At 31.2% G+C, this 23,413-nt stretch carries 26 protein-coding genes, 1 pseudogene and 1 riboswitch; of the genes and pseudogenes, 20 read left to right on the top strand and 7 right to left on the bottom strand.

The window, feature by feature from the left end:
• Positions 1–66: 66 nt before the first annotated feature.
• Positions 67–954 (top strand): LysR family transcriptional regulator, encoded by an 888-nt coding sequence (locus LQK79_RS10845; protein WP_231016545.1) that lies wholly within the window; start codon positions 67–69, stop codon positions 952–954.
• Between the two features lie 445 nt (positions 955–1,399).
• Here LQK79_RS10845 and LQK79_RS10840 read toward each other — a convergent pair whose 3' ends face one another.
• Positions 1,400–1,822, bottom strand: a complete 423-nt coding sequence (locus tag LQK79_RS10840; RefSeq protein ID WP_053240889.1) for a MerR family transcriptional regulator — start codon at positions 1,820–1,822, stop codon at positions 1,400–1,402.
• A gap of 180 nt (positions 1,823–2,002) precedes the next feature.
• Here LQK79_RS10840 and LQK79_RS10835 point away from each other — a divergent pair, with 180 nt between their 5' ends.
• Positions 2,003–2,434, top strand: coding sequence for a flavodoxin family protein (locus tag LQK79_RS10835; RefSeq protein WP_053240888.1), 432 nt, complete (start codon positions 2,003–2,005; stop codon positions 2,432–2,434).
• A 22-nt stretch (positions 2,435–2,456) separates the two neighbouring features.
• On the top strand, positions 2,457–3,302 hold the full coding sequence (locus LQK79_RS10830) for an aldo/keto reductase (protein WP_231016544.1): 846 nt from the start codon (positions 2,457–2,459) through the stop codon (positions 3,300–3,302).
• A 476-nt stretch (positions 3,303–3,778) separates the two neighbouring features.
• Here LQK79_RS10830 and LQK79_RS10825 read toward each other — a convergent pair whose 3' ends face one another.
• Positions 3,779–4,072, bottom strand: a complete 294-nt coding sequence (locus tag LQK79_RS10825) for a Rossmann-fold NAD(P)-binding domain-containing protein (RefSeq protein WP_231016543.1) — start codon at positions 4,070–4,072, stop codon at positions 3,779–3,781.
• Between the two features lie 143 nt (positions 4,073–4,215).
• Here LQK79_RS10825 and LQK79_RS21245 point away from each other — a divergent pair, with 143 nt between their 5' ends.
• Positions 4,216–4,392 (top strand): WCX domain-containing protein, encoded by a 177-nt coding sequence (locus LQK79_RS21245; RefSeq protein WP_456237099.1) that lies wholly within the window; start codon positions 4,216–4,218, stop codon positions 4,390–4,392.
• Positions 4,393–5,223: 831 nt separating this feature from the next.
• Entirely contained in the window at positions 5,224–6,348 is a 1,125-nt protein-coding gene (locus LQK79_RS10820; protein ID WP_231016542.1) for a radical SAM protein, read from the top strand.
• Between the two features lie 85 nt (positions 6,349–6,433).
• Here the strand turns inward: LQK79_RS10820 and LQK79_RS10815 are convergent, their stop codons facing one another.
• A complete protein-coding gene (locus tag LQK79_RS10815) occupies positions 6,434–6,820 on the bottom strand; it encodes a DUF11 domain-containing protein (protein ID WP_053240886.1) in 387 nt (128 codons plus the stop codon).
• A 257-nt stretch (positions 6,821–7,077) separates the two neighbouring features.
• Positions 7,078–7,160, top strand: a riboswitch (cyclic di-GMP riboswitch).
• A gap of 63 nt (positions 7,161–7,223) precedes the next feature.
• On the opposite strand from LQK79_RS10815, the gene LQK79_RS10810 reads away from it, so the two are divergent.
• The 3 genes from LQK79_RS10810 to LQK79_RS10800 are packed head-to-tail and all read left to right on the top strand — an operon-like array spanning position 7,224 to position 9,151.
• Positions 7,224–7,601, top strand: a complete 378-nt coding sequence (locus LQK79_RS10810) for a response regulator transcription factor (protein WP_053240885.1) — start codon at positions 7,224–7,226, stop codon at positions 7,599–7,601.
• Complete coding sequence (locus LQK79_RS10805; protein WP_231016541.1) at positions 7,594–8,223, top strand: chemotaxis protein CheC; 630 nt, start codon at positions 7,594–7,596, stop codon at positions 8,221–8,223. Before LQK79_RS10810 ends, LQK79_RS10805 begins: the two co-directional genes overlap by 8 nt.
• On the top strand, positions 8,216–9,151 hold the full coding sequence (locus tag LQK79_RS10800; protein ID WP_053240884.1) for a GGDEF domain-containing protein: 936 nt from the start codon (positions 8,216–8,218) through the stop codon (positions 9,149–9,151). The genes LQK79_RS10805 and LQK79_RS10800 overlap by 8 nt, the downstream gene beginning before the upstream one ends.
• A 154-nt stretch (positions 9,152–9,305) precedes the next feature.
• Here LQK79_RS10800 and feoB read toward each other — a convergent pair whose 3' ends face one another.
• Complete coding sequence (feoB, locus tag LQK79_RS10795) at positions 9,306–11,456, bottom strand: ferrous iron transport protein B (protein WP_231016540.1); 2,151 nt, start codon at positions 11,454–11,456, stop codon at positions 9,306–9,308.
• 35 nt (positions 11,457–11,491) lie between these two features.
• Positions 11,492–11,731 carry a FeoA family protein gene (locus LQK79_RS10790; protein ID WP_231016539.1) on the bottom strand — a complete coding sequence of 80 codons (240 nt, stop codon included), beginning with the start codon at positions 11,729–11,731 and terminating at the stop codon, positions 11,492–11,494.
• 176 nt (positions 11,732–11,907) lie between these two features.
• Here LQK79_RS10790 and LQK79_RS10785 point away from each other — a divergent pair, with 176 nt between their 5' ends.
• The gene (locus LQK79_RS10785; protein ID WP_053240881.1) at positions 11,908–12,381 is read left to right on the top strand and encodes a metal-dependent transcriptional regulator; all 474 of its coding nucleotides are present in this window, start codon (positions 11,908–11,910) and stop codon (positions 12,379–12,381) included.
• Positions 12,382–12,451: 70 nt separating this feature from the next.
• Here LQK79_RS10785 and LQK79_RS10780 read toward each other — a convergent pair whose 3' ends face one another.
• On the bottom strand, positions 12,452–12,862 hold the full coding sequence (locus LQK79_RS10780; RefSeq protein WP_231016538.1) for a DUF2892 domain-containing protein: 411 nt from the start codon (positions 12,860–12,862) through the stop codon (positions 12,452–12,454).
• Positions 12,863–13,006: 144 nt separating this feature from the next.
• On the opposite strand from LQK79_RS10780, the gene LQK79_RS10775 reads away from it, so the two are divergent.
• The 10 genes and pseudogenes from LQK79_RS10775 to LQK79_RS10725 all read left to right on the top strand — a co-directional run bounded on the left by LQK79_RS10775 (position 13,007) and on the right by LQK79_RS10725 (position 21,586).
• The gene (locus LQK79_RS10775; RefSeq protein ID WP_231016537.1) at positions 13,007–13,696 is read left to right on the top strand and encodes a response regulator transcription factor; all 690 of its coding nucleotides are present in this window, start codon (positions 13,007–13,009) and stop codon (positions 13,694–13,696) included.
• A gap of 4 nt (positions 13,697–13,700) precedes the next feature.
• Positions 13,701–14,762, top strand: a complete 1,062-nt coding sequence (locus LQK79_RS10770; RefSeq protein WP_231016536.1) for a sensor histidine kinase — start codon at positions 13,701–13,703, stop codon at positions 14,760–14,762.
• 133 nt (positions 14,763–14,895) lie between these two features.
• Positions 14,896–15,666, top strand: a complete 771-nt coding sequence (locus LQK79_RS10765; RefSeq protein WP_053240878.1) for an ABC transporter ATP-binding protein — start codon at positions 14,896–14,898, stop codon at positions 15,664–15,666.
• The gene (locus tag LQK79_RS10760; protein WP_231016535.1) at positions 15,653–17,614 is read left to right on the top strand and encodes an FtsX-like permease family protein; all 1,962 of its coding nucleotides are present in this window, start codon (positions 15,653–15,655) and stop codon (positions 17,612–17,614) included. The genes LQK79_RS10765 and LQK79_RS10760 overlap by 14 nt, the downstream gene beginning before the upstream one ends.
• Before the next feature lie 49 nt (positions 17,615–17,663).
• Complete coding sequence (locus tag LQK79_RS10755) at positions 17,664–18,125, top strand: hypothetical protein (RefSeq protein WP_053240876.1); 462 nt, start codon at positions 17,664–17,666, stop codon at positions 18,123–18,125.
• 191 nt (positions 18,126–18,316) lie between these two features.
• A complete protein-coding gene (locus LQK79_RS10750) occupies positions 18,317–18,697 on the top strand; it encodes a GntR family transcriptional regulator (RefSeq protein ID WP_053240875.1) in 381 nt (126 codons plus the stop codon).
• Entirely contained in the window at positions 18,697–19,572 is an 876-nt protein-coding gene (locus LQK79_RS10745) for an ABC transporter ATP-binding protein (RefSeq protein WP_053240874.1), read from the top strand. Before LQK79_RS10750 ends, LQK79_RS10745 begins: the two co-directional genes overlap by 1 nt.
• Positions 19,553–20,196: pseudogene (locus LQK79_RS10740) on the top strand (ABC-2 transporter permease). Before LQK79_RS10745 ends, LQK79_RS10740 begins: the two are co-directional and overlap by 20 nt.
• A 178-nt stretch (positions 20,197–20,374) precedes the next feature.
• Entirely contained in the window at positions 20,375–21,127 is a 753-nt protein-coding gene (locus tag LQK79_RS10730; protein WP_231016533.1) for a hypothetical protein, read from the top strand.
• 81 nt (positions 21,128–21,208) lie between these two features.
• The gene (locus LQK79_RS10725; protein ID WP_231016532.1) at positions 21,209–21,586 is read left to right on the top strand and encodes a four-helix bundle copper-binding protein; all 378 of its coding nucleotides are present in this window, start codon (positions 21,209–21,211) and stop codon (positions 21,584–21,586) included.
• 785 nt (positions 21,587–22,371) lie between these two features.
• Here the strand turns inward: LQK79_RS10725 and LQK79_RS10720 are convergent.
• The gene (locus LQK79_RS10720) at positions 22,372–22,578 is read right to left on the bottom strand and encodes an alpha/beta-type small acid-soluble spore protein (protein ID WP_053243379.1); all 207 of its coding nucleotides are present in this window, start codon (positions 22,576–22,578) and stop codon (positions 22,372–22,374) included.
• A 152-nt stretch (positions 22,579–22,730) separates the two neighbouring features.
• On the opposite strand from LQK79_RS10720, the gene LQK79_RS10715 reads away from it, so the two are divergent.
• Entirely contained in the window at positions 22,731–23,270 is a 540-nt protein-coding gene (locus tag LQK79_RS10715) for a superoxide dismutase family protein (RefSeq protein ID WP_053243378.1), read from the top strand.
• Positions 23,271–23,413 lie beyond the last annotated feature (143 nt).

The following is a 23,413-nucleotide window of genomic DNA, read 5'->3' as shown; positions in this document are numbered from 1 at the left end:
ATATCATTTTATAAAACGAAATAAAATGAATTGATAATTCAGTATTTTTGAATATGGAGGTAACAAATGGAAATTAAGCATCTTAGAACTTTCGTTACAGCTGCGAAATTAGGTAGTTTTGTAGAAACTTCTAAACAATTGGATTATGCACCGTCCACGATCACTTCTCAAATTCAGCTATTAGAGGAAGAGCTCAAGGTTAAACTATTCGAACGATTGGGAAAACAAATCAGTTTGACCTATGCGGGGCAAACACTTCTTGTCTATGCAGAGCGCTTAATAGATCTTTCTGAAGAAGCGTTTACCGCTGTTTCAGGAGAGGCTCCGAGAGGAACCATAACTTTAGGAATAGCGGAATCTCTGGCTATCATCAGGCTTTCAAAAGTATTTGGTGTTTATCATCAAATGCTTCCGGATATTGATTTCGATTTTAAATTCGGTCCTTGTTCTGAATTTAAAAATTACATAAGAAAGAATACTATTGACGCAGCCATTATGTATGACCAAGAAACAGCAGAACAGGATTTGATTATTGAAGCATCTTACCCTGAAAGCATGGTTCTTGTGTGTGCACCTCAACATCCCTTGGCGCAAAAGCAAGAAATATACCCGAGTGATCTGATTAATGAAACGTTGATTATCAGTGAAAGCGGTTGTAGTTACCGAGATCTTTTAGAGGGCATGATGACTGGAGAGAAGGCTAGGTTTCGATCCATAATATCCGTGAGTAGCCTTCAGGCTGAAAAGCAATTTGCGGCCAATGGATTTGGAGTATGCCTACTTGTCAAGGCTGCTGTTAAGAAGGATTTGGACGAAAGGAGCTTGGTTGAGCTTCCATGGAAGGGTCCTGAGTTTCATATATCGACGCAGATTATATATCATAAAGACAAATGGGTATCACCAGCGCTCAGGGTATTTCTTGACCTCATAGATCAAGAACTGAAAATAAAATAATGGGTAATTGTATATTTTTAAATATTAATATTAGATGGAGTCAAAACAGAATAAAATTAATAAGGGATACTGTGAAAAATAATCTCTCTTTTTTAGTTTAGATGTTCAGAAATGAATGTCTATTTTTTGCAAAAAATTCAGAAAGGAAGTAATTGAAATCAAGCTTTGCTGTGAATGAGTGATTATGCCATCGAATGTGAAGAGCGAGAAGGCATGGTCATAAAACGGTCTGTGGTGGATCGCAAAGATCCTGGGAGAGGTGAGATTCTTATGGTGCTTGTTTACCATAAACCGTTTATGCTGTCGCCCTAATAGCTGCAAGGCTTTTAGGGCTTAGGAGAGTAGTGTCAAATAGAAGCACAGTAATTATTTTAAAGTTAAGAACAAACGGATCAAACCCTGTATATTAAGATTATGTAGATAGAAATACTCATTAAAATTAAACCTAAAATTCTGAATCATTATCCGTATATTCGCAACAGGTTGGGATTGGTGAGTCCGTATCATAGGCCTGGCAGGCATCATGGTAATAATTGAGCTTTCGGTCAATCAAGCGAAGATGTTTTTTTAAATCTTCGATTTGCTTTAAAACATCTTCTTTATGTTTTACTAAGATATCGTTACGAGCATGAAGGGTATGATTACCTTCATTCTGCCAGTCTGTGAATTGCTTTATTTTCTTAATGGGCATTCCAGTATTCTTAAGACAGCATATAAGTGAGAGCATTTCCATATCATCCCTTGTAAAAATACGGTTGCCTGATTTATCCCTTTTAACATTAGAGAGCAGTCCCTCACGGTCATAGTATCTTAATGTATATATTGTTAAATTCATTTTTTTAGCGGCTTGTGCTATGGTATAGTTCACGTTTATCACCTCAAATAGTTTTCTTATATATTATATAACTTACACTTAACTCTAAGTCAAGGATGATTGCATCGTAAGGAAAGGAGTATGAATATGAAAATTTTTTTTGCATATACTATTGACCTATAGTTAAGTGTAGGGTCTATACTTGCCGTATAGCAGAGAAAGGAGTGCGAATTTATTAAAGTGATAGCTATTAATGGTAGTCCCCGTAAAAACGGTAATACAAGTCAGGCATTCAAGGTTATGGCAGATGAGCTGGAACAGCAGGGTATAGAAGTTGAAATCATTCAAATTGGTCAGCTAAATATTTATGGGTGCATTGGCTGTGGATATTCTATTTCAGTTGTAAGACGTGCCGGTGGTGTAGATGTAGTACACCAGCTAAATAACTATCTTAACTTAGCCCAGACAGTCATGTCGCCGTCTCAATACTGGACATTAGCATATGGTTTGGAAAAAGGAGAAGTTCATCAGGATGAAGAAGGTATTCAGACCCTTCGTAAAAATGCCAGATCAATGGACTGGCTCCTTAAGACAATTGACGCTGGAAAAGAAAAAATACCTGTTCCTGTAGAAGAAGACCATGTTATGACAAATTTTATACGATAATAGATCAGAAAGGAAAATAATTATGAAAGAAAATTTTTACACATTAAGCAACAACTATAAGATTCCGAATATAGGATTCGGTACATTCCGTACGCCTAGCGGAGAGGAAACAGAGCAGTCTGTACTGAATGCAATCAAGGCAGGATATAGACATATTGACTGCGCTGCTGCTTATGGAAATGAAAAAAGTGTTGGTGAAGCCATACGTAAATCTGGTGTGGCACGCGAAGAATTATTTGTAACAAGTAAGCTATGGAATGATGACAAAGGATATGAAAAGACATTAGCTGCTTTTAATAGAACATTAGAGGATTTACAGCTTGATTATCTGGATTTATACCTTATCCATTGGCCTATTGCAAAAGCATCCAAGAATAACTGGCAGGAAGCAAACAGCGAGAGCTGGAGAGCATTCGAGGAACTTTATAAACAAGGGAAAATCAAAGCAATCGGAGTTAGTAATTTTCTTCCGCACCATTTTGAGCCATTGCTAGCAACAGCTAAGATTCAGCCGATGGTGAATCAAATTGAATTCCATCCTGGCATGTTGCAGGAGGAAACCGTAGCGTTTTGTAAGCAACACAATATTTTGGTGGAGGCATGGGCTCCATTTTCAAATGGACAGATTTTGAAGCATCCGGTATTAATGGAAATTGCAGATCAATACAAAAAATCTGTAGCTCAACTTAGTCTGCGCTGGATTATTCAAAAGGGAATAGTTCCATTGCCAAAGTCTGTTACACCAGAGAGAATTAAAAATAATCTTGAGGTATTTGACTTTGAAATCAATGCACAAGATGTTGAGAAGATTGACAGACTAACCGATTGTGGAGGTTCAGGACTTCATCCGGATGAAGTAGATTTCTAAGGTTATCTGATATCTATCACTGTTAAGAAAATTATTCCTTATGCCATTGAATAAATGAATATGAAGAACATGAAATAAAATTTAATTAGTTTTCGAATAAACAAGCTATGAAAACTTTTTATTAACATTCCATTTGACATAATTAATTTTAGCTACTAGAGTATATATTAGACAAACATATAAAAAATTGAATTATACCGATATATCGGAGGAATAAAATTTGTTATCTCAGTCAGATGAAATTGCTGGCTGAAGATCACAGAGTAGTTGTATTGGAAGAAGAAGCCAGAATACAAACAACAGGATTAGATATATAATTTTGCTTTTTCAATAATGCAGAAGTATTCACTTTTTAGGGGTATGTAAAATTCATGCCCCTAATCGAGTTACTGATTCACAATGAGGTGACAATAGAAAATTGTAAAGAATAAAGTCTTCAAATAAACCTTTGAAGGCATACTTTATTATAGAAGGCTTTATATCATATTTATCAAATACTTTTTAAAATCTGTATAGAAACGAATTGAATTAGTGGTTTTATTTTTTGTTTTTCCATCAATTACCGCTTGTGTCATAAGCATAAGATTTCTTGCCCCGTCTTTTGAGAAACCTGCTTGCATCAATGTACTTTTCCAGTCTTCAGGCATCACTTGCTGTCCTGCAACATTTCTATTTAGTACATCTCCAAATATTTTTGCTATGTCCAAAGAACTATAAAGCTTTGGCCCAGCTATTTCATATATTCGTTCTTGATTGGTTTTATAAATCATTAGATTTGAGTTTTCTTTAAAAGATTATCGACAAGCATCGAACTTATCTGTCCTGCTGCATTCAGTACTATATTCATGTTATCTTTATCTCCTTTACAAGTTGTTTAAAATCAATATCAAGGTTTTCTTATTAATATAGTTGTATTCTATTATATAACCTTGACAAAAAACTAATTGTAAACTTTTCATTTAAGGAAAATAAATTTGGATATAATCTGTTGCTTAGTTTTGGTGACAAATGCGGATGTCTGGAGCCTGAACATGTAAGGGATGAGCTAATTCGTAGAATTAAAAATTTATTGAGAGTTTATAATTATTGATAACATAAAAACAAATAAGTTATAATTAAGCTTATGGACAATGACATCCTTTTGTGTTATTTTTGTTTTTAAAGATAAACCACTTGAAAGGTTAAAATGACTAATACCAAATTCATCCCGACAAATTGGAATTTAGCGAGGTGATATTGATTTGGGATATTAAATAAAGCTAATAAATCTAAGACGATAAATCCTAAAAATCTAAGAGAATTTAATAACTCGCATACGCTCAAACAGATTAAATTCTCTAAGACTTTTACGATTTATCATCTAAGATTTATAAAGCTTTATTTAAACCATCCCAAGTCAACATCACTTCACTTAGATAGAAAAAGCAAGGAATATTTTTCTCCGATTCTCTACGAAAAATACACTGCTGACAAGATTTGACAATGAAAATGATTATAAACTGCTTAAATAATGTATTACAAAGATTTATGCTAAAATTCCGTAGGTACGGAGGAATTTTTTCCTTGCACTACTGTGGGAGTGAAGTAACAATGCTGAAGGAACGGTTTAAAAAAATTCTAATAAATCTTGGCTCAAAAATTGTAAAATGCTTAGATATTTCAATCTGTTTGAGCGATAGCGAGTTATTGAAATATCTTAGTATTTTATGATTTTTGAACCTTAGATTTATAGGGCTTTTTTAACGCGACGAAGCATTGTTGCTTCACAACTTCCAAGTTGTCTATCTATAGTAGATTTGATATAACAAAAAAGGGGCATTGTTTTTTTCTTGAAGGAACATGAAAACCTTGCTATATAAAGAAATTTAAAAAAGCAGTGTAAAAAATTTTACACTAGCAACTAATTAGAGGAGGATATATTATGAAAATACCAAAGAAAGATGCGCTTAAGTGGTTTGAGTTTTTTGCAATGTTGCCAGAGGAACAGGAACTTATGACAAAACAACAAGAAATCATTTATGCTACCTTTGCGCAAATTGAGGCAGCCATTGATCATAGAAATGATATATTAATGTCTGAAATCAAAGGCTTAAAAACTTTAAAGGATAGAACTTTTTTTGTAGGAAGTGAAGATAAATTTCCAAAAGGATGTATTTCTTGTTTGATGGGTACTGGTTTGAGTGCAATTAGGAAAACAAACAAATGTAATGCAGCGTGTAAGTTCTGTTATGATTATGGAGAACTAGAGGATATTCCTCCAATTGGCGAAGATATGTGGGAAATTGGTGGCACAAGGTTTTATGATAAGGATATTGATTTACTTCTTTCTATACATAAGAAACCTACTGGAGTTGCTTACGTTTATTTAGAGCCATTTATGGAAATTGAAAAATACTATTCAGTAATAAAGAAATTTAGTGTCGCAGGGGTTCATCAACATCTATATACAAATGGAATTTTAGCTACAGAAGAAACATTAAAAGCATTAGGCGAAGCCGGTCTTGACGAATTGCGTTTCAACCTAGGTGCTTCCAATTGCTCAGACAAAGTTATTGAAAATATTAGAATAGCAAAAAAATATATTAAAAATGTAGGTATTGAAACTCCAATGACTCCTGAGCTTTTCAAAGGTTTCTTTAAGAAAAAGCAGGCAATTTTAGATACAAAACTCGATTTTATGAATTGTGCAGAATTACATTTAAATGAAAACAACATAGAAAATTACGATGGAGAAAATATGTATATTTCTAGGCATGGATATATATCTCCAACTTGGAGTAGAGAGCTAACTTTGAAATTTATGAAAATAGCCGATGAAGAAAAGTGGAATTTTGTAGTTCATGATTGTTCAAACTATACAAAATTTACACGAGATTTAAACTTGAGCAGCAAAGAAGGTAAATGGTTTGGAGCTAGCAGTTATGGTTGTGAATTTTCCAGAATTCCATACGAAGCATTTTTGCCAATACTCCGTGATGACAATTTCAAATTTTTAAGTGAAGAGGAATTGCCTGCCGGCTATAAGCCAGGAGAGTTGATTTTTTAGATTTTGCATGAAAAAGTAGACGATTGGTAGTTATATATCAGGTCTACTTTTATCTTATAACTTCACTTGGCTAGCTGATATTTTATTATACAAGCGTTCCTGCAATATAAACTATAGCTATTTGACCAGGTGCCATATTACCAATAAAAACTCTAACAATAAATGGAGTTAAAGCTATGACTATACCTGTGTTTGTTGTTGCATTAGTAAATGAAACATGGGAAACAGCATTATCTTCTACTATTACTCCTGTAGCTACAGTATTGCCAATATTTTGAACCACTATTCCATATATTATAGAGTCATTTATAATTTGTGGTAAGTGGAGTATTGCTTTATTCATAACTAGTGCAGCACTGTTAATTGCAATTGGAGCTTGTGCGAAAGCAAGAGGAGTGTTACTGCCTTGAGCCAAAGCAATATTATTGATTACACCTTGAGGAAAAGCAAAATCGGTAATTCTAACTGACATGTCTTAGTCACTTCCATTTCTCTTTTGTACGACTAAAGGTATGAGAATTGTTATTCTCAATAATAATCTATGATTTAGTTTAAGATAGTGATACAATACTTAACTTTCAGTTTTGAAATTATTGGCTATTGATTATTGCCTATTAATATGATAAAATGTAAAAATGTGCGCATAAAGTTTTAATTTACTACTCTTAATAATTTTAAAACTAGAAAATTATGCATTAGATAAAGAAAAATTTATTCGTCCAATAAAATATAAAAATGGAAACTATGAAAAATTCTCTTTATTTGGGTACCTTGAGGATTTGGAGTAAGTGGTGCAACCGACCAGTAATTAGCAACCTATAATTTGCTAATTACTGGTTTTATTTTTAATTTAAACAAGGCGGTGGAAGACTATTATGTTAAAAATTTTAATTGTAGATGATTCAATATTTTCACAAAAAACAACGGCTAATTTAATTAAGAAATTTTTGAAGGATGTTGAAATTTCCTTTGCAAGTGATGGAAAAGAAGGCTTTATAAAATATAAAAATATTAAACCAGATTATACATTTATAGATTTGTTAATGCCTGGAATAAACGGTCAAGATCTACTAAAGCTTATAAAAGAATTTAATAAAAATGCAAAAATATTTGTAGTATCTGCAGATATACAAAAAGGTATAAGAGAGGAAATCGAAGCATACGATGTTGTGGCATTTATCAATAAGCCATTCAATGCAGAAAAAGCTAAGCTAGTATGTGAATTGATAAAAAAGGAGGAAGTAAATGAGTAAACAAGAACTAAAGGATGATATATTAAAAGAATTGTTTAATATAAGTGTTGGTAAAGCAGCAGATATGCTTTCAGAAATAATAAATAAAAAGATTTTTTTAAATGTACCTAATGTTGAATTTATTAATGCAAAAGAAGCAGAAGTAAAATTAAAAAAAAGTGTCCCAAAGGTATTAAGTGGAACTTTAATGGTATCATCTATTTCTTTTGAAGAAAGTTTAACAGGAAAAGCAAATTTGATTTTTCCAGCCCCAAAGATGAGAACCTTTATAAATCTCTGTTTGCATGAAGAAGATAACATTTATCAAATGGATTTTACAGATGTGGATTTTGATATTATTAAAGAGGTTGGTAATATAATTTTAAATTGTATTATTGGGAGTATTGGGAATTTGCTAAATATAAATCTAACTTATGCTTTACCAGAAGTAAAGGTATTTAAAAAAATAGATTTTGATAAGGATATTGAAAACAATGAAAATAATCATATATTATTACTCTATATAACATTTATAATTGATGATACAGAAATTGAAGGTGCAATTATAATTAACTTGACATTCAATTCATTAAATGAATTAATAAAAAAAATAGATAAGATAGAGGATGAACTTTATGAATAGGGATTTATATAATATGTTAAATAATCTCAATGAAGGCATAATAGTTTTGGATGAGAACTTGAAAATTTATCTATGGAATAAATATATGAAAGTCATAGCAAAAATTGATGATAAAAGAGTTATTGATAGTGATATTTACAAGATAATGCCAAATTTGAACAAAGGTTATTTTAAGAAATCCATGGATAATGTACTAAGCGATGGCGGTAAAATGTTTTTTTCTGCGGCTATGCATAAAGGACTAGTTAATAATAAAGAAAATTTAAATTTAATAATGAGCAGTTTTGAAATAGCTGGAGCTAAATTTTTACTTTTAGAATTTATTGATGTTACAAATCAATTCACGCAAATTAACATGTTAAAGGACTATATAAAAGAATTATACAGGGTAAATATGAAATTGAAAAAAAAAGAAAATACTATCAGGAAGTTAGCTTATTATGATAAATTGACAGGAGTTGCAAACAGGACGTTATTTTATGAACTTGCAGAAAAAAGTTTAGATAACTCCAAGAGACAGGATAGTTTATTAGGCTTAATGTTCATAGATGTTGATAAATTTAAAGACATAAACGATACTTATGGTCATAAAGTGGGTGATAAAGTTCTTGTTAATGTAGCTAAAATATTGAAAGAGGCTACAAGAAAAAATGATATAGTTGCCAGATATGGAGGTGATGAATTTTTAATATTATTACCTAATATGAAAAATACTGATGACTATAATATTGTAATTTCAAGGATTATTAATAGCAAAAGTAAAAGCATAAATTTTAATGGAAAAGAAATTAATATATCTTTGAGTATAGGTGTCAGTTTTTATCCTCATTCTGGAGATAGTATTGATAAATTAATAGTAGAAGCTGATAAAGCTATGTATGCCGCCAAAAAAATGGAAGGAAAGGATTGTAGTGTATATAAATTGTGACCAAATTTTTGTAATAGTATATACACATTTACATTTACATAATGTACTTTAAAGTTGAGCCATAGAGACTAACTGTTAAAAGGTATCAGCTGATTAAAGTTTTAGAAAATGGCTTTAACCAGCTTTTTTAGAATTTTGATATTTTAATAAAAATTTATATCAGACCTATTAATCGCACAGCACTTGCAACTATAAAACATACCACGATACCAGTGGCAGTTGGTATAAGGAAAGAAACAAGGGTCCACTTTAAGCTTTGAGTTTCTTTTCTTATAGTTAAACAGGTGGTGGCGCAGGGCCAATGCATTAAAGAAAATAACATAACGCATACAGCGGTTAAAGGAGTCCAGCCATTTGAAACAAGAAGGTGTCTTAACTGATCTAGGTTGTTGAGTTCTATTATGTTTCCAGTAGACATGTAACTCATGATGATTATTGGAACAACTATTTCATTTGCAGGAAAGCCTAAAATAAAAGCCATTAAAATATAACCGTCTAATCCAATGAGTTTTGCAAAGGGATTTAGGAAATTAGCACAGTGAGTTAAAATGCTTAAATTACCTATGTGAATATTAGCCATTACCCATATAACAAGACCGGCAGGTGCTGCTACCATCACCGCACGAGCAAGGACAAATAGGGTTCTGTCAAATATGGATCTTACGATAACCCTGCCTATTTGTGGCTTTCTATAGGGTGGCAGCTCTAAAGTAAAATTTGATGGAATACCTTTGAGTATTGTTTTTGATAAAATCTTAGATATTGTAAGTGTCATAAAAACCCCTAGTAGGATAACTCCAGTGAGAATAAGTGCAGATAATACAGATCTAAAAGGTCCTACAATAATTCCTGCAAAGAACATGGATATAATAGCAATGAGAGTAGGAAATCTTCCATTGCAAGGAACAAAGTTGTTAGTCAAGATTGCTATAAGACGCTCTCTTGGAGAGTCTATTATTCTACAGCCTACTATACCGGCAGCGTTACATCCAAACCCCATGCACATTGTTAGTGCCTGCTTTCCACAGGTGCAGGCTTTTTTAAAGTAGTTATCAAGATTAAAAGCCACTCTAGGGAGATATCCTAAATCCTCTAACAAGGTAAAAAGAGGAAAGAATATAGCCATTGGAGGAAGCATAACAGATACTACCCAAGCAAGAGTCCGATACATACCCATAACTAATAATCCATGTACCCAAGAAGGAGCACCGAGCCAAGTGAAAAAATCTGTAAGTCTATCTTGAACCCAAAATAAACCAGCAGAAATTATATCAGAAGGAACATTGGCACCAACAATAGTAAGCCAGAAAATAAAACTTAAAAGAAGAATCATAATAGGGATTCCAAATTTTTTAGAAGTAAGGTATTTATCTATTTTTCTATCAGTGTTATTGTAATTTTTATTTTTAAAAGAGACGACCTTGTTACTGATTTTTTCAGAGGTCCTTACCAATTGAAGCACCAGTTTATCACGTAATGTATCAGAATCAATACCATGTTCATATAAAGAGGCACGTGCTTCATTAACCTCATCCATAAGCTCATGTTGGTCAGTTATGTTAAAGTTTAGATATTTATTAATGGAAGAAAGCAGACTTTCATTTCCATCTAAAAGTTTTAGTGATACCCATCTAGGATTAAGTTTATTTTGAAGTAGTGATTTAATTTTACTCTCAATTTTAGAAATAAGCATTTCTATGGGCTCTTCATATATAATATTTATAGGATTAGTAGTGATTTTATTTGATGCCACATTAAAAACTATGTCCATCAAATTATCCAGGCCTTCTCCATGTAAAGCATTTGTTCCTACTACAGGAACACCAAGCTGCTTTGATAATTCTTTTATGTTTACAGATATTCCTTTTCGTTTTGCTTCGTCCAATAGATTAACGCACACCACTACCTTTGGAGTGATCTCTAAGGTTTGTAGGACAAGATTTAGATTTCTTTCTAAGCAGGTAGCATCTACTACAATTACGATTGTATCTGGATTACCAAAGCAAATAAAATCTCTGGCTACTTCTTCTTCAACGGAATTACACATTAATGAGTAGGTACCTGGAATATCAACTAGAATAAAATTGGTATTTTTATAAGAATAAGTTCCCCGAGCATTTGTTACAGTTTTACCAGGCCAGTTCCCGGTATGTTGATTTAAACCAGTTAAATTATTAAAAACGGTGCTTTTGCCAACATTAGGATTGCCTGCTAAAGCAATAATTTTATCATTTGGTGTAATTTTTTCTATTTTAAGGTCTTTTTCCATTGCTCCTGTTCCGGTTGATTTGGCGGTTAACCCCATTAATATATCCTCCTAAAAACACTTGATAAATTTATTTAAAGCTTTTCTACTAATATCATTGATGCTACTTCGGCACGGAGAGCAATTACTGCGCCTCGAATAAGATAAGCAACTGGATCTCCAGAGGGACTTTTTTCTAAGGATTCAACTACTGTGTCATCAATTAAGCCCAAGTCCAGCAATCTTCTTCTTAATATACCACCTGAAGTAAGCCTTTTAACTTTGCATTTTTCACCTAGCTTTAATGAGCTGAGCGGAATATAATAATTATTCATTTTAAATAACCTCACTTTATAAGTTTCACTATATAACAAAAGTTTCTAAGTAAAATCTTTTGCTTAAGAGAAAAAATCTTTCCCTACACTAAAATATGATAACTACTTTTTAAGTGTTACTAATATATTATAAATAGGAATGTAATTTCTTTATAAAGTTGATGGTGGTGATTAAAATGGACGATAGATTTCATACCGTACGTGGATATGAATTGCAAAGACATGGCAAAAATAAGCTTACCTCTGCATTAGAGGATTATCTTGAGATGATATATAGGAATAGTTTGAATGAAAACTATATTCGAATAAATGTGCTTGCACAACTATTAAATGTTAAGGATTCTTCAGCCTCAAAGATGGTAAAAAAACTTGGAGAATTAGGAATTGTGAATTATGAGAAGTATGGAATTGTAACACTGACAGATAAGGGGAGAAGGATAGGAGAGTATTTATTAAACAGGCATAATACAATAGAGAATTTTTTATCATTTATAGGACGTAACAAAGATGCTTTGGTTCAAACTGAATTAATAGAGCACATTATTGATGAAGATACTGTAAAAAGCATGAAAATATTATGCGGCTTTTTTAATAGTAATAAGGACATATTAGAAAAGTATAAGGAATATAGGAACAAATTCTGTGAATGATTTATCCAACGCAGGAAGGATAAATCATCCATTTGTATTTTTGGGTTTGGAGATAGTTTCCCTATATATATTAATAACCTCTATGAATACTAAGCAGATTTTTTAGTGCTTCTTTTTCATAGTTTATTTCTGAACTAGTTCTTATTCCAAGTCGCCTAAAAATAGGTATTGGTGGGCACCAACCTTGAATAGCATGCTCTAATAGAAAACCTCCAGCTACTCCTGAAAGTGCAAACCATTTTTTATTTGCTGCAAATCCAAGTATGGTACCTAAAATTACGGCAGATGCTGCATTGGTTTCAAGTAATCTTTCAATATCCCATTCTTTATTAAGTTCATTTATTCTAGCTATAATTTCTTCATTTGGTTTATTAGTATAACTTGCAATATTATCTAGAGTTTCTTTTCTAATTCTTTGATTAACACGTTTACTAGTATGCAATTCTACCCTCCTGGTAGTAGCAGGAATACTAAATGTCATAAAATCCCTCCTATAATTTATATTTTAATTAGTTTATCCACATGAGTACAATATGATACAATAAAAACAAAGCATTCAGGAATTAAATTTCACAAGATTTATACATTTAGTCAATTTTATATCTAAGTTTAAAGGAGAATATATATGTATAGTATAATGATAATTGAAGATGATAAAAAACTAAGTAGTCTTATAAAAAATCACCTTAAAAAGTATGGATATAAAACCTTCAACATAGATGATTTTTCTAATCTAAAAGGGGAATTTGTGAAAAATAATCCAAGTCTTGTTCTTATGGATATAAATTTGCCTGTATACGATGGTTTTTATTGGTGCAGGGATATAAGAACTATTTCAAAGGTACCCATAATATTTATATCAGCTAGAGATTCTGATATGGATCAAGTTATGGCAATTGAAAATGGTGGGGATGATTATATAACTAAGCCATTTTCTTATGATGTTCTTCTTGCAAAAATAAAGGGAGTTATAAGAAGAGTTTATGGAAGTTACGCCGAAAGTGGAAATAGTGACGTATTTGAGATAAACGGATTATTTTTGTATATGAATCAAAATACAGTAGAATACAAAGAAAGAAATATTGAGCTTAGCAAAAAGGAATTTCAGCTTTTATATATGCTTCTTAAAAACGTAAATAAAATTGTTTCTAGAGAGACTCTTTTAGAAGTTTTATGGAATGATGTTGATTTTGTTGATGATAATACTTTATCTGTTAATATGACTAGAGTTAGAAAAAGATTAGAGGATATAGGAATTACCGATGTCATTGAAACTAAAAGAGGACAAGGCTATAAACTGTTGGTAAAGTGGTGAATAAATGAAGTTAAAGGATTTTTTTAAGGACAAAATAGCATATGGAGTAGTTTATTTTTTAGGTAGTGCAGTAGTTATTTTTATAATGTATTTGACTTTGATAATAGATAAAATTGAGCTTTCAAAGAATAATATATTGTATGCGCTTTTGATTTCTGCGGTTTTATTTATAATTTTCTTAGTGTATGATTATTATAAAAATAAGAATTTTCAAGAACAGTTAAACAGAATATTAAATTCAGAAGATGATTTAGATTGCATATTAAACATAGGAACGCCCAATACCAAAGAACAAGAAATGTTTAAAAGAATTTTGCTCAAAGTATATAAAACCTGTGGCAATAAGATGATAAAATATGAGGAAGAACATAAGCAGTATATGTATTTTATAAATCAGTGGGTACATCAAATGAAAACCCCCGTATCTGTTATTAATCTTATACTTCAAGATGAGATAAATGAAGAGAATAAGGAAGTATTTGAAAGCATGGCTGAAGAAAATGAAAAAATTAAGCAGGGGCTTGATAGGATGCTTTACAATGCAAGGCTTAATGAATTTAATATTGATTTTAAGGTAGAGAGGCTTAATTTAATATCTGTTTTAAGAAAGGTTATTAATGACAATAAAAAGTCTCTCATAAGAAATCATATATTTCCAAGAATAATTAAAGGTGAAAATGTAATGATAGAAACAGATAGGAAGTGGATTTCTTTTGTTATAAATCAAATAGTAGTAAATGCTATAAAATATTCAAAAGTTAAAGAATCAGAAAACAAGCACATTACCTTTGGCATTAGTGAGGAAGCTTCAAAGATTATATTGTCTATAGAAGACGGAGGAATGGGTATACCTAAAGAAGATTTAACAAGAGTGTTTAACGCTTTTTTTACTGGCAAGAATGGAAGAAAGACAGATGAATCAACAGGCATGGGAATGTATCTGGCAAAGAAAATATGTGATAAATTGGGGCATGATATTATTGTTCAATCAGAAGAAGGGAGAGGCGCTGTTTTTTCTATTATATTTTATAAAAATAAAAGTATATTTAAGCTTTCAAAATTGTAAGATTAAAGTTATGTTTGAAAGAGAAATCGATACATTGATTTCTCTATTTTTTTTATAATATAGTTAAATCAGTGTACAGAGTAGAGAGTAAAGTGAATGTATATATAATATAAGGTTTGGAGGAAGTGGTAATATGGCTGTATTAAAGGCAGAAAATATAACTAAGGTTTACGGGGATAAAAGAGGGGGGTTAAAGATTAAAGCCCTCGATAAATTTAGCATCAACGTTGAAAAAGGAGAATTTGTAGGAGTTATGGGACCTTCGGGAAGTGGAAAGAGCACTCTTTTAAATATTCTTGCCACAATAGATACGCCCTCTTCAGGGGAAATTTTTATAAACGGAACTAACTTATCAAGGCTTGATGATAAGAAGGCTGCTTTATTTAGAAGAAAGGAATTAGGTTTCATATTTCAAGACTTTAATTTGTTGGATTCATTATCAATAAAAGAAAATATAATACTTCCACTTGTGATGGAAAAAATTAAAGTTAGTGAAATAGAAGAAAGAGTTGAAAAAATTGCAGCAATACTAAATATAAAAGGAATTTTAGAAAAAAGACCATATGAAACCTCAGGAGGGCAGCAGCAGAGGGCCGCTTGTGCAAGAGCATTAATTCACAATCCTGCTATAATACTTGCAGATGAACCAACAGGAAACCTTGATTCAAAGGCTTCTCAAGATGTGATGGAGTCTTTAGAAAAGCTTAATGAGAAAAATGAAGCAACTATTATGATGGTTACACATGATCCATTCGCAGCAAGTTTTTGCAAGAGAATAGTAATGATTAAGGATGGAAAATATTTCTTAGAAATTGTAAGAGGAGGCAATCGTCAAGCTTTCTTTAAAGAAATTATGGATTCACTTACTCTTATAGGAGGTGTAAGAAATAATGACCTTGCGTAATGTTGCTCTAAAAAACATAAAAGGCAATTTAAGTAAATTCATAATGTATTATTTAAGCAATGCATTTGTGGTTATGGTATTTTTTATATTTGCAAATTTTATATGTAGTCCCAATATAAAAAATGTAAAAAACATGGGACAAATGGGAGCGATTATATCAAATATAATGATCTTATGTGAATTTGTAATAGTTGTGTTTACAATAGTTTTTACTAATTACTCTATTTCGAGCTTTTTAAAATCAAGGGAGAAAGAATTTGGACTTTTATCTATGTTTGGTCTTACAAAAAGCGAAATAAGAGGGTACGTAATGTTTGAGAACTTTATTGTTTCCTTACTTTCAATTTTAACGGGATTATTCTTAGGTATTCTATTTTCCAAATTGTTTTTTATGGGAGTTTCAGCAATTTTAGTTTTGGATACAGAACTTCCTCTCACAATATCTCTTAAAGCTGTAGTTTTAACTGTATTATGCTTTTTAGTATTGTTTCAGGGAATTGGGTTTATAGTAAGTTATAAAATTAAAAATAATAACATAATAGAACTTCTAAAAGGTGCAAGAATTGCAAAACCGGTACCTAAGTTTTCAACAAAGAAAGCAATTTCTTCTATAGTTCTTATTGTACTTGGATATACTATGGCAGTAGCTTCAGGGCAGTTTATAATAGCTACTATGTTTCCAGTTTTAGGGTTGACCGTATGGGGAACATACCTTCTATATTCTCAGTTTAGTGTATATTTTGCAAATAAGCTCCAAAATAACAAAGAGATTTTTTATAAAGGAATCAATATGATAACTTTATCTCAAATAATATATAAACTAAGAGATAATGCAAGAATATTATTTGCAGTTTCAATACTTTCAGCAGTAACTTTAACGGCATCTTCTAGTGTATATTCTTTTCAAAAAACTATGGAAAAGGAAACAGTTTTAGATTTTCCACATGATATAAGCTTTGTAGAGGATGGTTTGAATTCTCATAAGGTGATAATGCCTGAAAGAGTTGAAGAAGTTCTTAATAACTATGGAAATAAGGTAGAGAATAAAGACAAAATCATACTTATGAAGGGAACTAGTGAGTCTAAGTTTATAAATAGAGCTTTAAAATATCAAAGATACAACAGTAAAAATCAGTTTTATATTATATCTAATTATGAGTATAATTCTTTAGCACAGCAGCAAAAAAAGGAAAGTTTTTCTCTCAAGTCAGGGGAAGCAGTTGTATATTCTCACAGTTCTGAGGGAGCTAAGGCGGCAAAGATACCAGAAGGTAAGGAATATTTAAAACTAAATGTACAAGGTGAAACTGTAAAGTTTAATGTTATAGAAGAAATAGGTGGAGCTGTAATTAATGAGGATGAAATAAATTCTAATACCATTGTGATTAGTGATAAACAGTTTAATAAGCTTAAAAACAAACTTACAGACGAAAAACTTAATGTATACTATGGCTATAACATAGAAAATTGGATAAAATCAGAAAAGGCCGTAAGGAAGCTGAGAAGTGAAGTGCCTGAGGAAATGAAAAGTGCATTTAGTCAAAGGGTAATAGAGTTCTCTAAAGTTATGAAGAACATGTCTTTGTTTTTCTTTATAGGAACTTTTATAGCAGTATTGTTTTTCATAGCAACAGGCAGTATACTTTATTTTAAGCTATTTAATGAAATTCAAAGGGATAAACAAGAATTTATAGCACTTAAAAAGATGGGCATGTCTGCAGAAGAAGTGAAAAGGATAGTAAGTATTCAATGTTTTATAATGTTTTTCTTGCCTTTTGTAATAGCATTTAGTCATACAAGCTTTGCAATAAAAGCCCTTAGTAACCTTTTAATTTCAAATCTTAGCCTTTATTTGATGACTATTGTGGGGATTTATTTTGTGCTTCAAGTAATTTACTTTAGTTTTGCAAAATCAATGTATGTGAAACAGATAAATAGTTGGCAGTAGAATATGTATTGTAGGTAAAAATATTTTGAGGATTCAGGAGGAATGTTTTATGAATGCCATTTTAAAAAAATTAGGATTAACTAATCAAAATCCAGTACTTATTTTAAATGCACCAGATGAATATAAAGAAATAATGAAGGACATAGATGGTGAGATTCATAAAGAATTTAATGGAAAATATAAGTTTATACAGATGTTTTCTATAAGCTTTGAAGAGGCAAATAGTTATGCAAAAGCAGCGATTGAAGCATTGGACGGGGATGGACATTTGTGGCTTTGTTATCCAAAGGGAACTTCTAAAAAATACAAATCGAATATTAATAGAAAAAAGTCGTGGGATATATTTTCTCCGTATGATTTTGAACCAGTGTCTCAAGCTTCTATTGATGATAATTGGTCTGCAATTCGTTTTCGTCATGTTGATAATATAAAAAAATTGAAAAGAAAAACTGCTGCTACTAAAAAAGGCAAAGAAAGAATAAAGAATGATGATAAAGATTTATGTGATTAATGGATTTTAAGCGCTGTTCTAATATTTAAATAAGAAGTTTTTGTGAATTCCAGAAGGTTAAATGCCTTTTGGAATTTTGTTTTTTATATCGAGGAAATATTGACAATATTATAATACTTATATATAATGTGTATTGTGTACATACTGTGTATTTAATATATTAACAGTTTTAAAGATGGAGAGAAAATTAAATGAATATTATTATTTCAAATGTGTCAGATAAACCTTTGTATGAGCAAATAAAAGAACAAATTAAAAATGCAATAATTAGTGGTGGGTTAAAAGAGGGAGAAGCACTTCCATCAATTAGAGTACTAGCAAATGATTTACATGTTAGTGTTCTTACTACTAGAAGAGTATATGATGAACTTGAGTCGGAAGGATTTGTTATAACAAAAGCAGGAAAAGGGTCGTTTGTGGCACCAGAAAATCTTGAGCTTTTGAGGGAATCAAAAAGACGTATGGTAGAAACAAAACTTTTAGAGGCATGGGAAACTGCTCGCTCGCTTGGAATTTCTAAAAAAGAATTGTATTCTATGATGGATTTATTATTTGAAGAGGATGATGAGTAATGGATAATATTTTAGAAGTAAGTGGATTAAAAAAAGATTTTGGAAGTTTTGGTTTAAAAGATGTTAGTTTTTCGCTTAAAAAGGGGTGCATAACAGGATTTATTGGCATAAATGGGGCAGGAAAAACTACTACTATAAAATCAATTCTTGGTCTCGTAATAAAGGATGCTGGAAGTGTTAAATTATTTGGAAAGGAAATTGATAAAAATGAACGAGAACTTAAAAATCATATAGGTGTTGTATTGGATGATGGATATTTTTATGATGATATGACGCTTATAGAAATGAAAAACATCATTGCTCCTGCATATTCAAATTGGGATGAAACAGTATTTAAAAATTATATAACTCGTTTTAAGCTGCCACTTAAACAGAAAATTTCTACATTGTCAAAAGGTATGAGAATGAAATATAGTATTGCTTTGGCACTGGCACATCATGCAGATTTGCTTATTATGGATGAGCCAACAAGTGGACTTGATCCATTAGTAAGAAATGAACTGATGGATATACTTTTAGAATTTATGGAGGAAGACGGCAAAAGCGTATTTTTTTCTACTCATATTACATCCGATTTGGATAAAATAGCTGATGTATTAATTTTAATTGATAACGGGAAAATTGTGTTAAACGAAGAAAAGGACATAATATTGGATACTCATGGATTAGTTAAAGGTGATAAATCTATGATTAATGAGCACACAAGAAAGTTATTTTTAAAGCTTCACGAGACTAATTATAATTTTGAAGGCATCACAAATAGAAAAGCTGTTGTTCGTGAGCAAATGAAAAATGTAATAATAGAGAGACCAACTATTGAAGATATTATGTTAGCTTACATAGGAGGGGATAATAATGCTTTTGAGTCTTGTTAACAAGGATTTTTTATTAGTAAAAAAATATTTGTTGCTTTTTATTATTTTTGCAATTGGAGCACCAATTTTTATTAATGCTAACTCAACGGTTAATGTTGGTATTTTAGGCTTTTTTATGACTGAAATTGTGCTTGAATATGTATTGAATACTATGATATGGCAATTGGAAGATAAATATAAAGGTTCAGTATTGCTTTGTGCAACTCCATATACACGAAAAGCATTAGTAGAAGCAAAATATTTATTTGTTTTTGTAATTTTTATTTGTAACTGTATTATTTATGCAGTTACAGCACTTATAGTCCCTGTTAATGTGACTAAGATAAATATTTCTGAGATTGGAATATCTCTTTTAATTGTAGCTATTTTTTTGATATTACTATACCTGCACTGTATAAATTTGGTTTTATAAAATTGAGAAATATACTGGTCATAATTGTTTTTATGATACCAATTACTGGAGGGTATATAGCAAAGTGGCTTCAATCTAATAATATTGACTTTCAGTATATTACTTCATTACCTAAGTTGATGCAAGAATTGGGACCGTATGTTCTTGCTTTAATAATTACTGGTATTTCTATGGCTTTATCAATTCACATTTATTCAAGAAAAGATTTGTAATGTAGGAGGAATACAAATGAAGGTTATTATTTTTTTAGTAGTTTTTGTAGCATTATCATTTGTAGCTAATGTAATATGGAATATATTTAAAAAACATTAATAATTATATAAGCCATACAGTTGTCGAATTTACTGGTTTATAATTTATTTCCATTATAAAAAGTGGAGGAACGAATAAATGCAAATAGATTTTTATTATTGGGGCACTCAATGTCCTATAAATTATGAAACAATAAAATTACTAAATAGTTTAGATTCAAATTTGTTTAGGATTAGTTTTTATGATATTACTGATGATAAAGCTTTAACTAAAAAAATGAATATGTATTTCCCATTTTTAACTGTATTCGATGATTGTATTAGATGGAGAAGTCCAATAAATATTACTCTCATTAATAAAATGCGAAATGGTGAGAAGGTTAAGGAAAAACCCTATATTGTAGATATACCCTCAAATAAATATAAGGGTAAATTAATAGAACTTACTAATGAAACAATAAATGAGGTTAAAGATTGCTGCACTATGAGTGGTTGCAGTGATGGATGTAAAGCTAAAGGTGAGTTTTTGTCACAGGTAGATGGAGAATTTCTAGGTTACCTTCATTTTAATAATAATAGAATAATTGGAGGTGCCGAATATGTACCATCGATTTTTGTTCCATATGATATACCGAAGGATGAAAAAACTGCATTTTTAACTTGCTCTTATTTATCTTATGATCTAGAGTTTGATAACAAATCTTATCCTCTTAAGACTTTGGAAAAACAATTGAAATCTAAATTTAAAAGGATTATAGGAATTAGTGATGAAAAAGGTGTGTTCCCAAATGGCAATCTTAAATGGTTTCAAAATAACGGTTATAAAGATGAAGGACTTGTTAGTATAGAAGAGGATTATGCAAAATTACATGTTGTAAGTAAAAATTTATGACATTAATTTAGCAGAATAATTCTAACAATAAAGCAGATAATAAACTTTGTATTAAAATTTAATTTACAAGGAGGAATTATTATGCCAGCAACAATGAATATACCAGCAGGATCACTTAGAACAGGAGGAAATCCACATCAAAGATGTATAGATGCATGCGCAAAGTGTACTCAGATATGTCAGGAATGTTTGGATATGTGTTTACAAGAGCCAGATGTAAGTGCAAGAAAAAATTGCATTAAAACTCTTCAAGATTGTTCAGAAATATGTTCTACAGCAGTTTGTTTTATGTCAAGAGGCAGCGGAAGCATAAAAGAAATATGCAATGTATGTGCTACAATTTGTGATAGATGTGCAAATGAGTGCAGTATGTTTCAAGATCAGCATTGCAAAACTTGTGCAGATGTTTGTAAGCAATGTGCAACTGAATGCAGGAATATGTCTACTAGCATGCAATAAAAAATTGCGAAGTAACAACATCTTGAAATATTAAATAAAATTAATAAATCTAAGCGTCAAATTGTTAAAATTTTATTTAAACTATTTCTTCAATGTTGTTACTTAGCTAAACCGGAAATGCAAATGATATACACATATTGTGGGTTTGGCGGAGCTAATGTGATTTGAGAACCTTAAACTAGCCATACCAAGCTGTGGATTGATGCAAAAAATACATTGTAAATATGGTCATTCAATGAAAATTGATAGTTATATATAATGTGAAAATTTAAGCAATTACAAAAATTTACATCTAAAATTCCGTAGATACGGAGGAATTTTTTCCTTGCACTACCGTGGGGGTGAAGTAACAATGCTGAAGGAACGGTTTAAAAAGATTCTAATAAATCTTGGTTTAAAAATTGTAAAATGCTTAGATATTTCAATCTGTTTTGTACTATAAGTGTAGACACTTAATCTCATTTGATTAAGTAATCTGCACTTATTTTTATTATAATAAGAAATGGGCTGATGATTCAATTTGTTGGAATTTAACTTCCGTAGCTCAAACTATCACCCATTGCTTATTATGGATATTCGATTAAGCAGGTTGGAACTATAATTAGCTTCCGCGTAACGAACAAAAATGAGTAGTAATAAGTGGATGGACAAAATTTTTGAGCATTTTCTCAGCGAGTAAACATGCACGGGGCATGGGCTTTGCCCATTATCCTTCTATACCCTGAGCAGGTACTCGCTTAAATTCACCACTTAGATTTATAGGATTTTTTTAATGCGACGAAGCATTATTTCTTCGCTAGCTTCTTTTCAAAATCCTCTACCATTTTTTTAGTCATTAAACCACCAACTGGACCTCCAACATATCCATTGGTTTTTGAAGCTACATTGCCACCATAACCTTCATTAAATCTAATACCAATTTCGTTTGCTGTTTCTTCTTTTAATTTTTCAAGTTTTCCTCTTGCACCTGGAACGAGTGGTCTGTGACTCATTAAAAACACCTCCATATCAATAATAGTTTTAGATTTTTTGCGAAATTGTATACTTGGTAATGTATAGCTGTATCACCTTAAATATTAGAATTGTAACAATTTTTTTTAAAATTACATAAAATATAAATTGTAATATTAAATTGGAGGTAACTATGCATTTTTCTGAATATCAATGTCCTTTTTTTAATTACCATGGATATAGAAGCGAGATGAATATTAGTAATAGACCTAGGAGAGCTGTTGCTAATATAACAGGAGGGCCACTAGCACCTAATATTAGAGGTACTGTAACATTTACGGGTGTACGTGGAGGAACTGAAGTTTCTGTTGAAGTTAATGGACTTCCTCCATATAGACGTGGAGGAGGTGGAAGACCTCAAGTTGGACCTTTTGGCTTTCACATACATGAAGGTGGGAGCTGTAGAGTAGGAAATAGTCAACAACCATTTTCAAGTACGGGAGAACACTGGAATCCAACTAATCAACCTCATGGAAATCATGCAGGAGATTTTCCAGTTCTTTTTTCTAATAATGGTTATGCAAGAATGACATTTTTTACAAATAAGTTTACGGTTCCACAAATTATAGGAAGGACAGTAATAATACATGAAAGCCCTGATGATTATAGAACGCAGCCAGCGGGAAATTCTGGTAGAAGACTAGCATGTGGCGTTATTCAGGCAGCAAGATAATTTCTATAGATATAGATAAACAAGCTGAAATATTTAAATTACCAATACCAAATTTATCCTTACAAATTGGAATTTGTCGAGCACTATAGTGAAGGGTTTTAACTCACTTCGTTTGTTAAAAGACTAAGGTTTTCGCTATGCGA

The organism is Clostridium guangxiense (genome assembly GCF_021043395.1).
In the GTDB taxonomy this organism is placed as follows: domain Bacteria; phylum Bacillota; class Clostridia; order Clostridiales; family Clostridiaceae; genus Clostridium_S; species Clostridium_S guangxiense.
The sequence above is the reverse complement of the archived record's forward strand: the minus strand, read 5'-3'. Positions and strand labels throughout refer to the sequence as shown.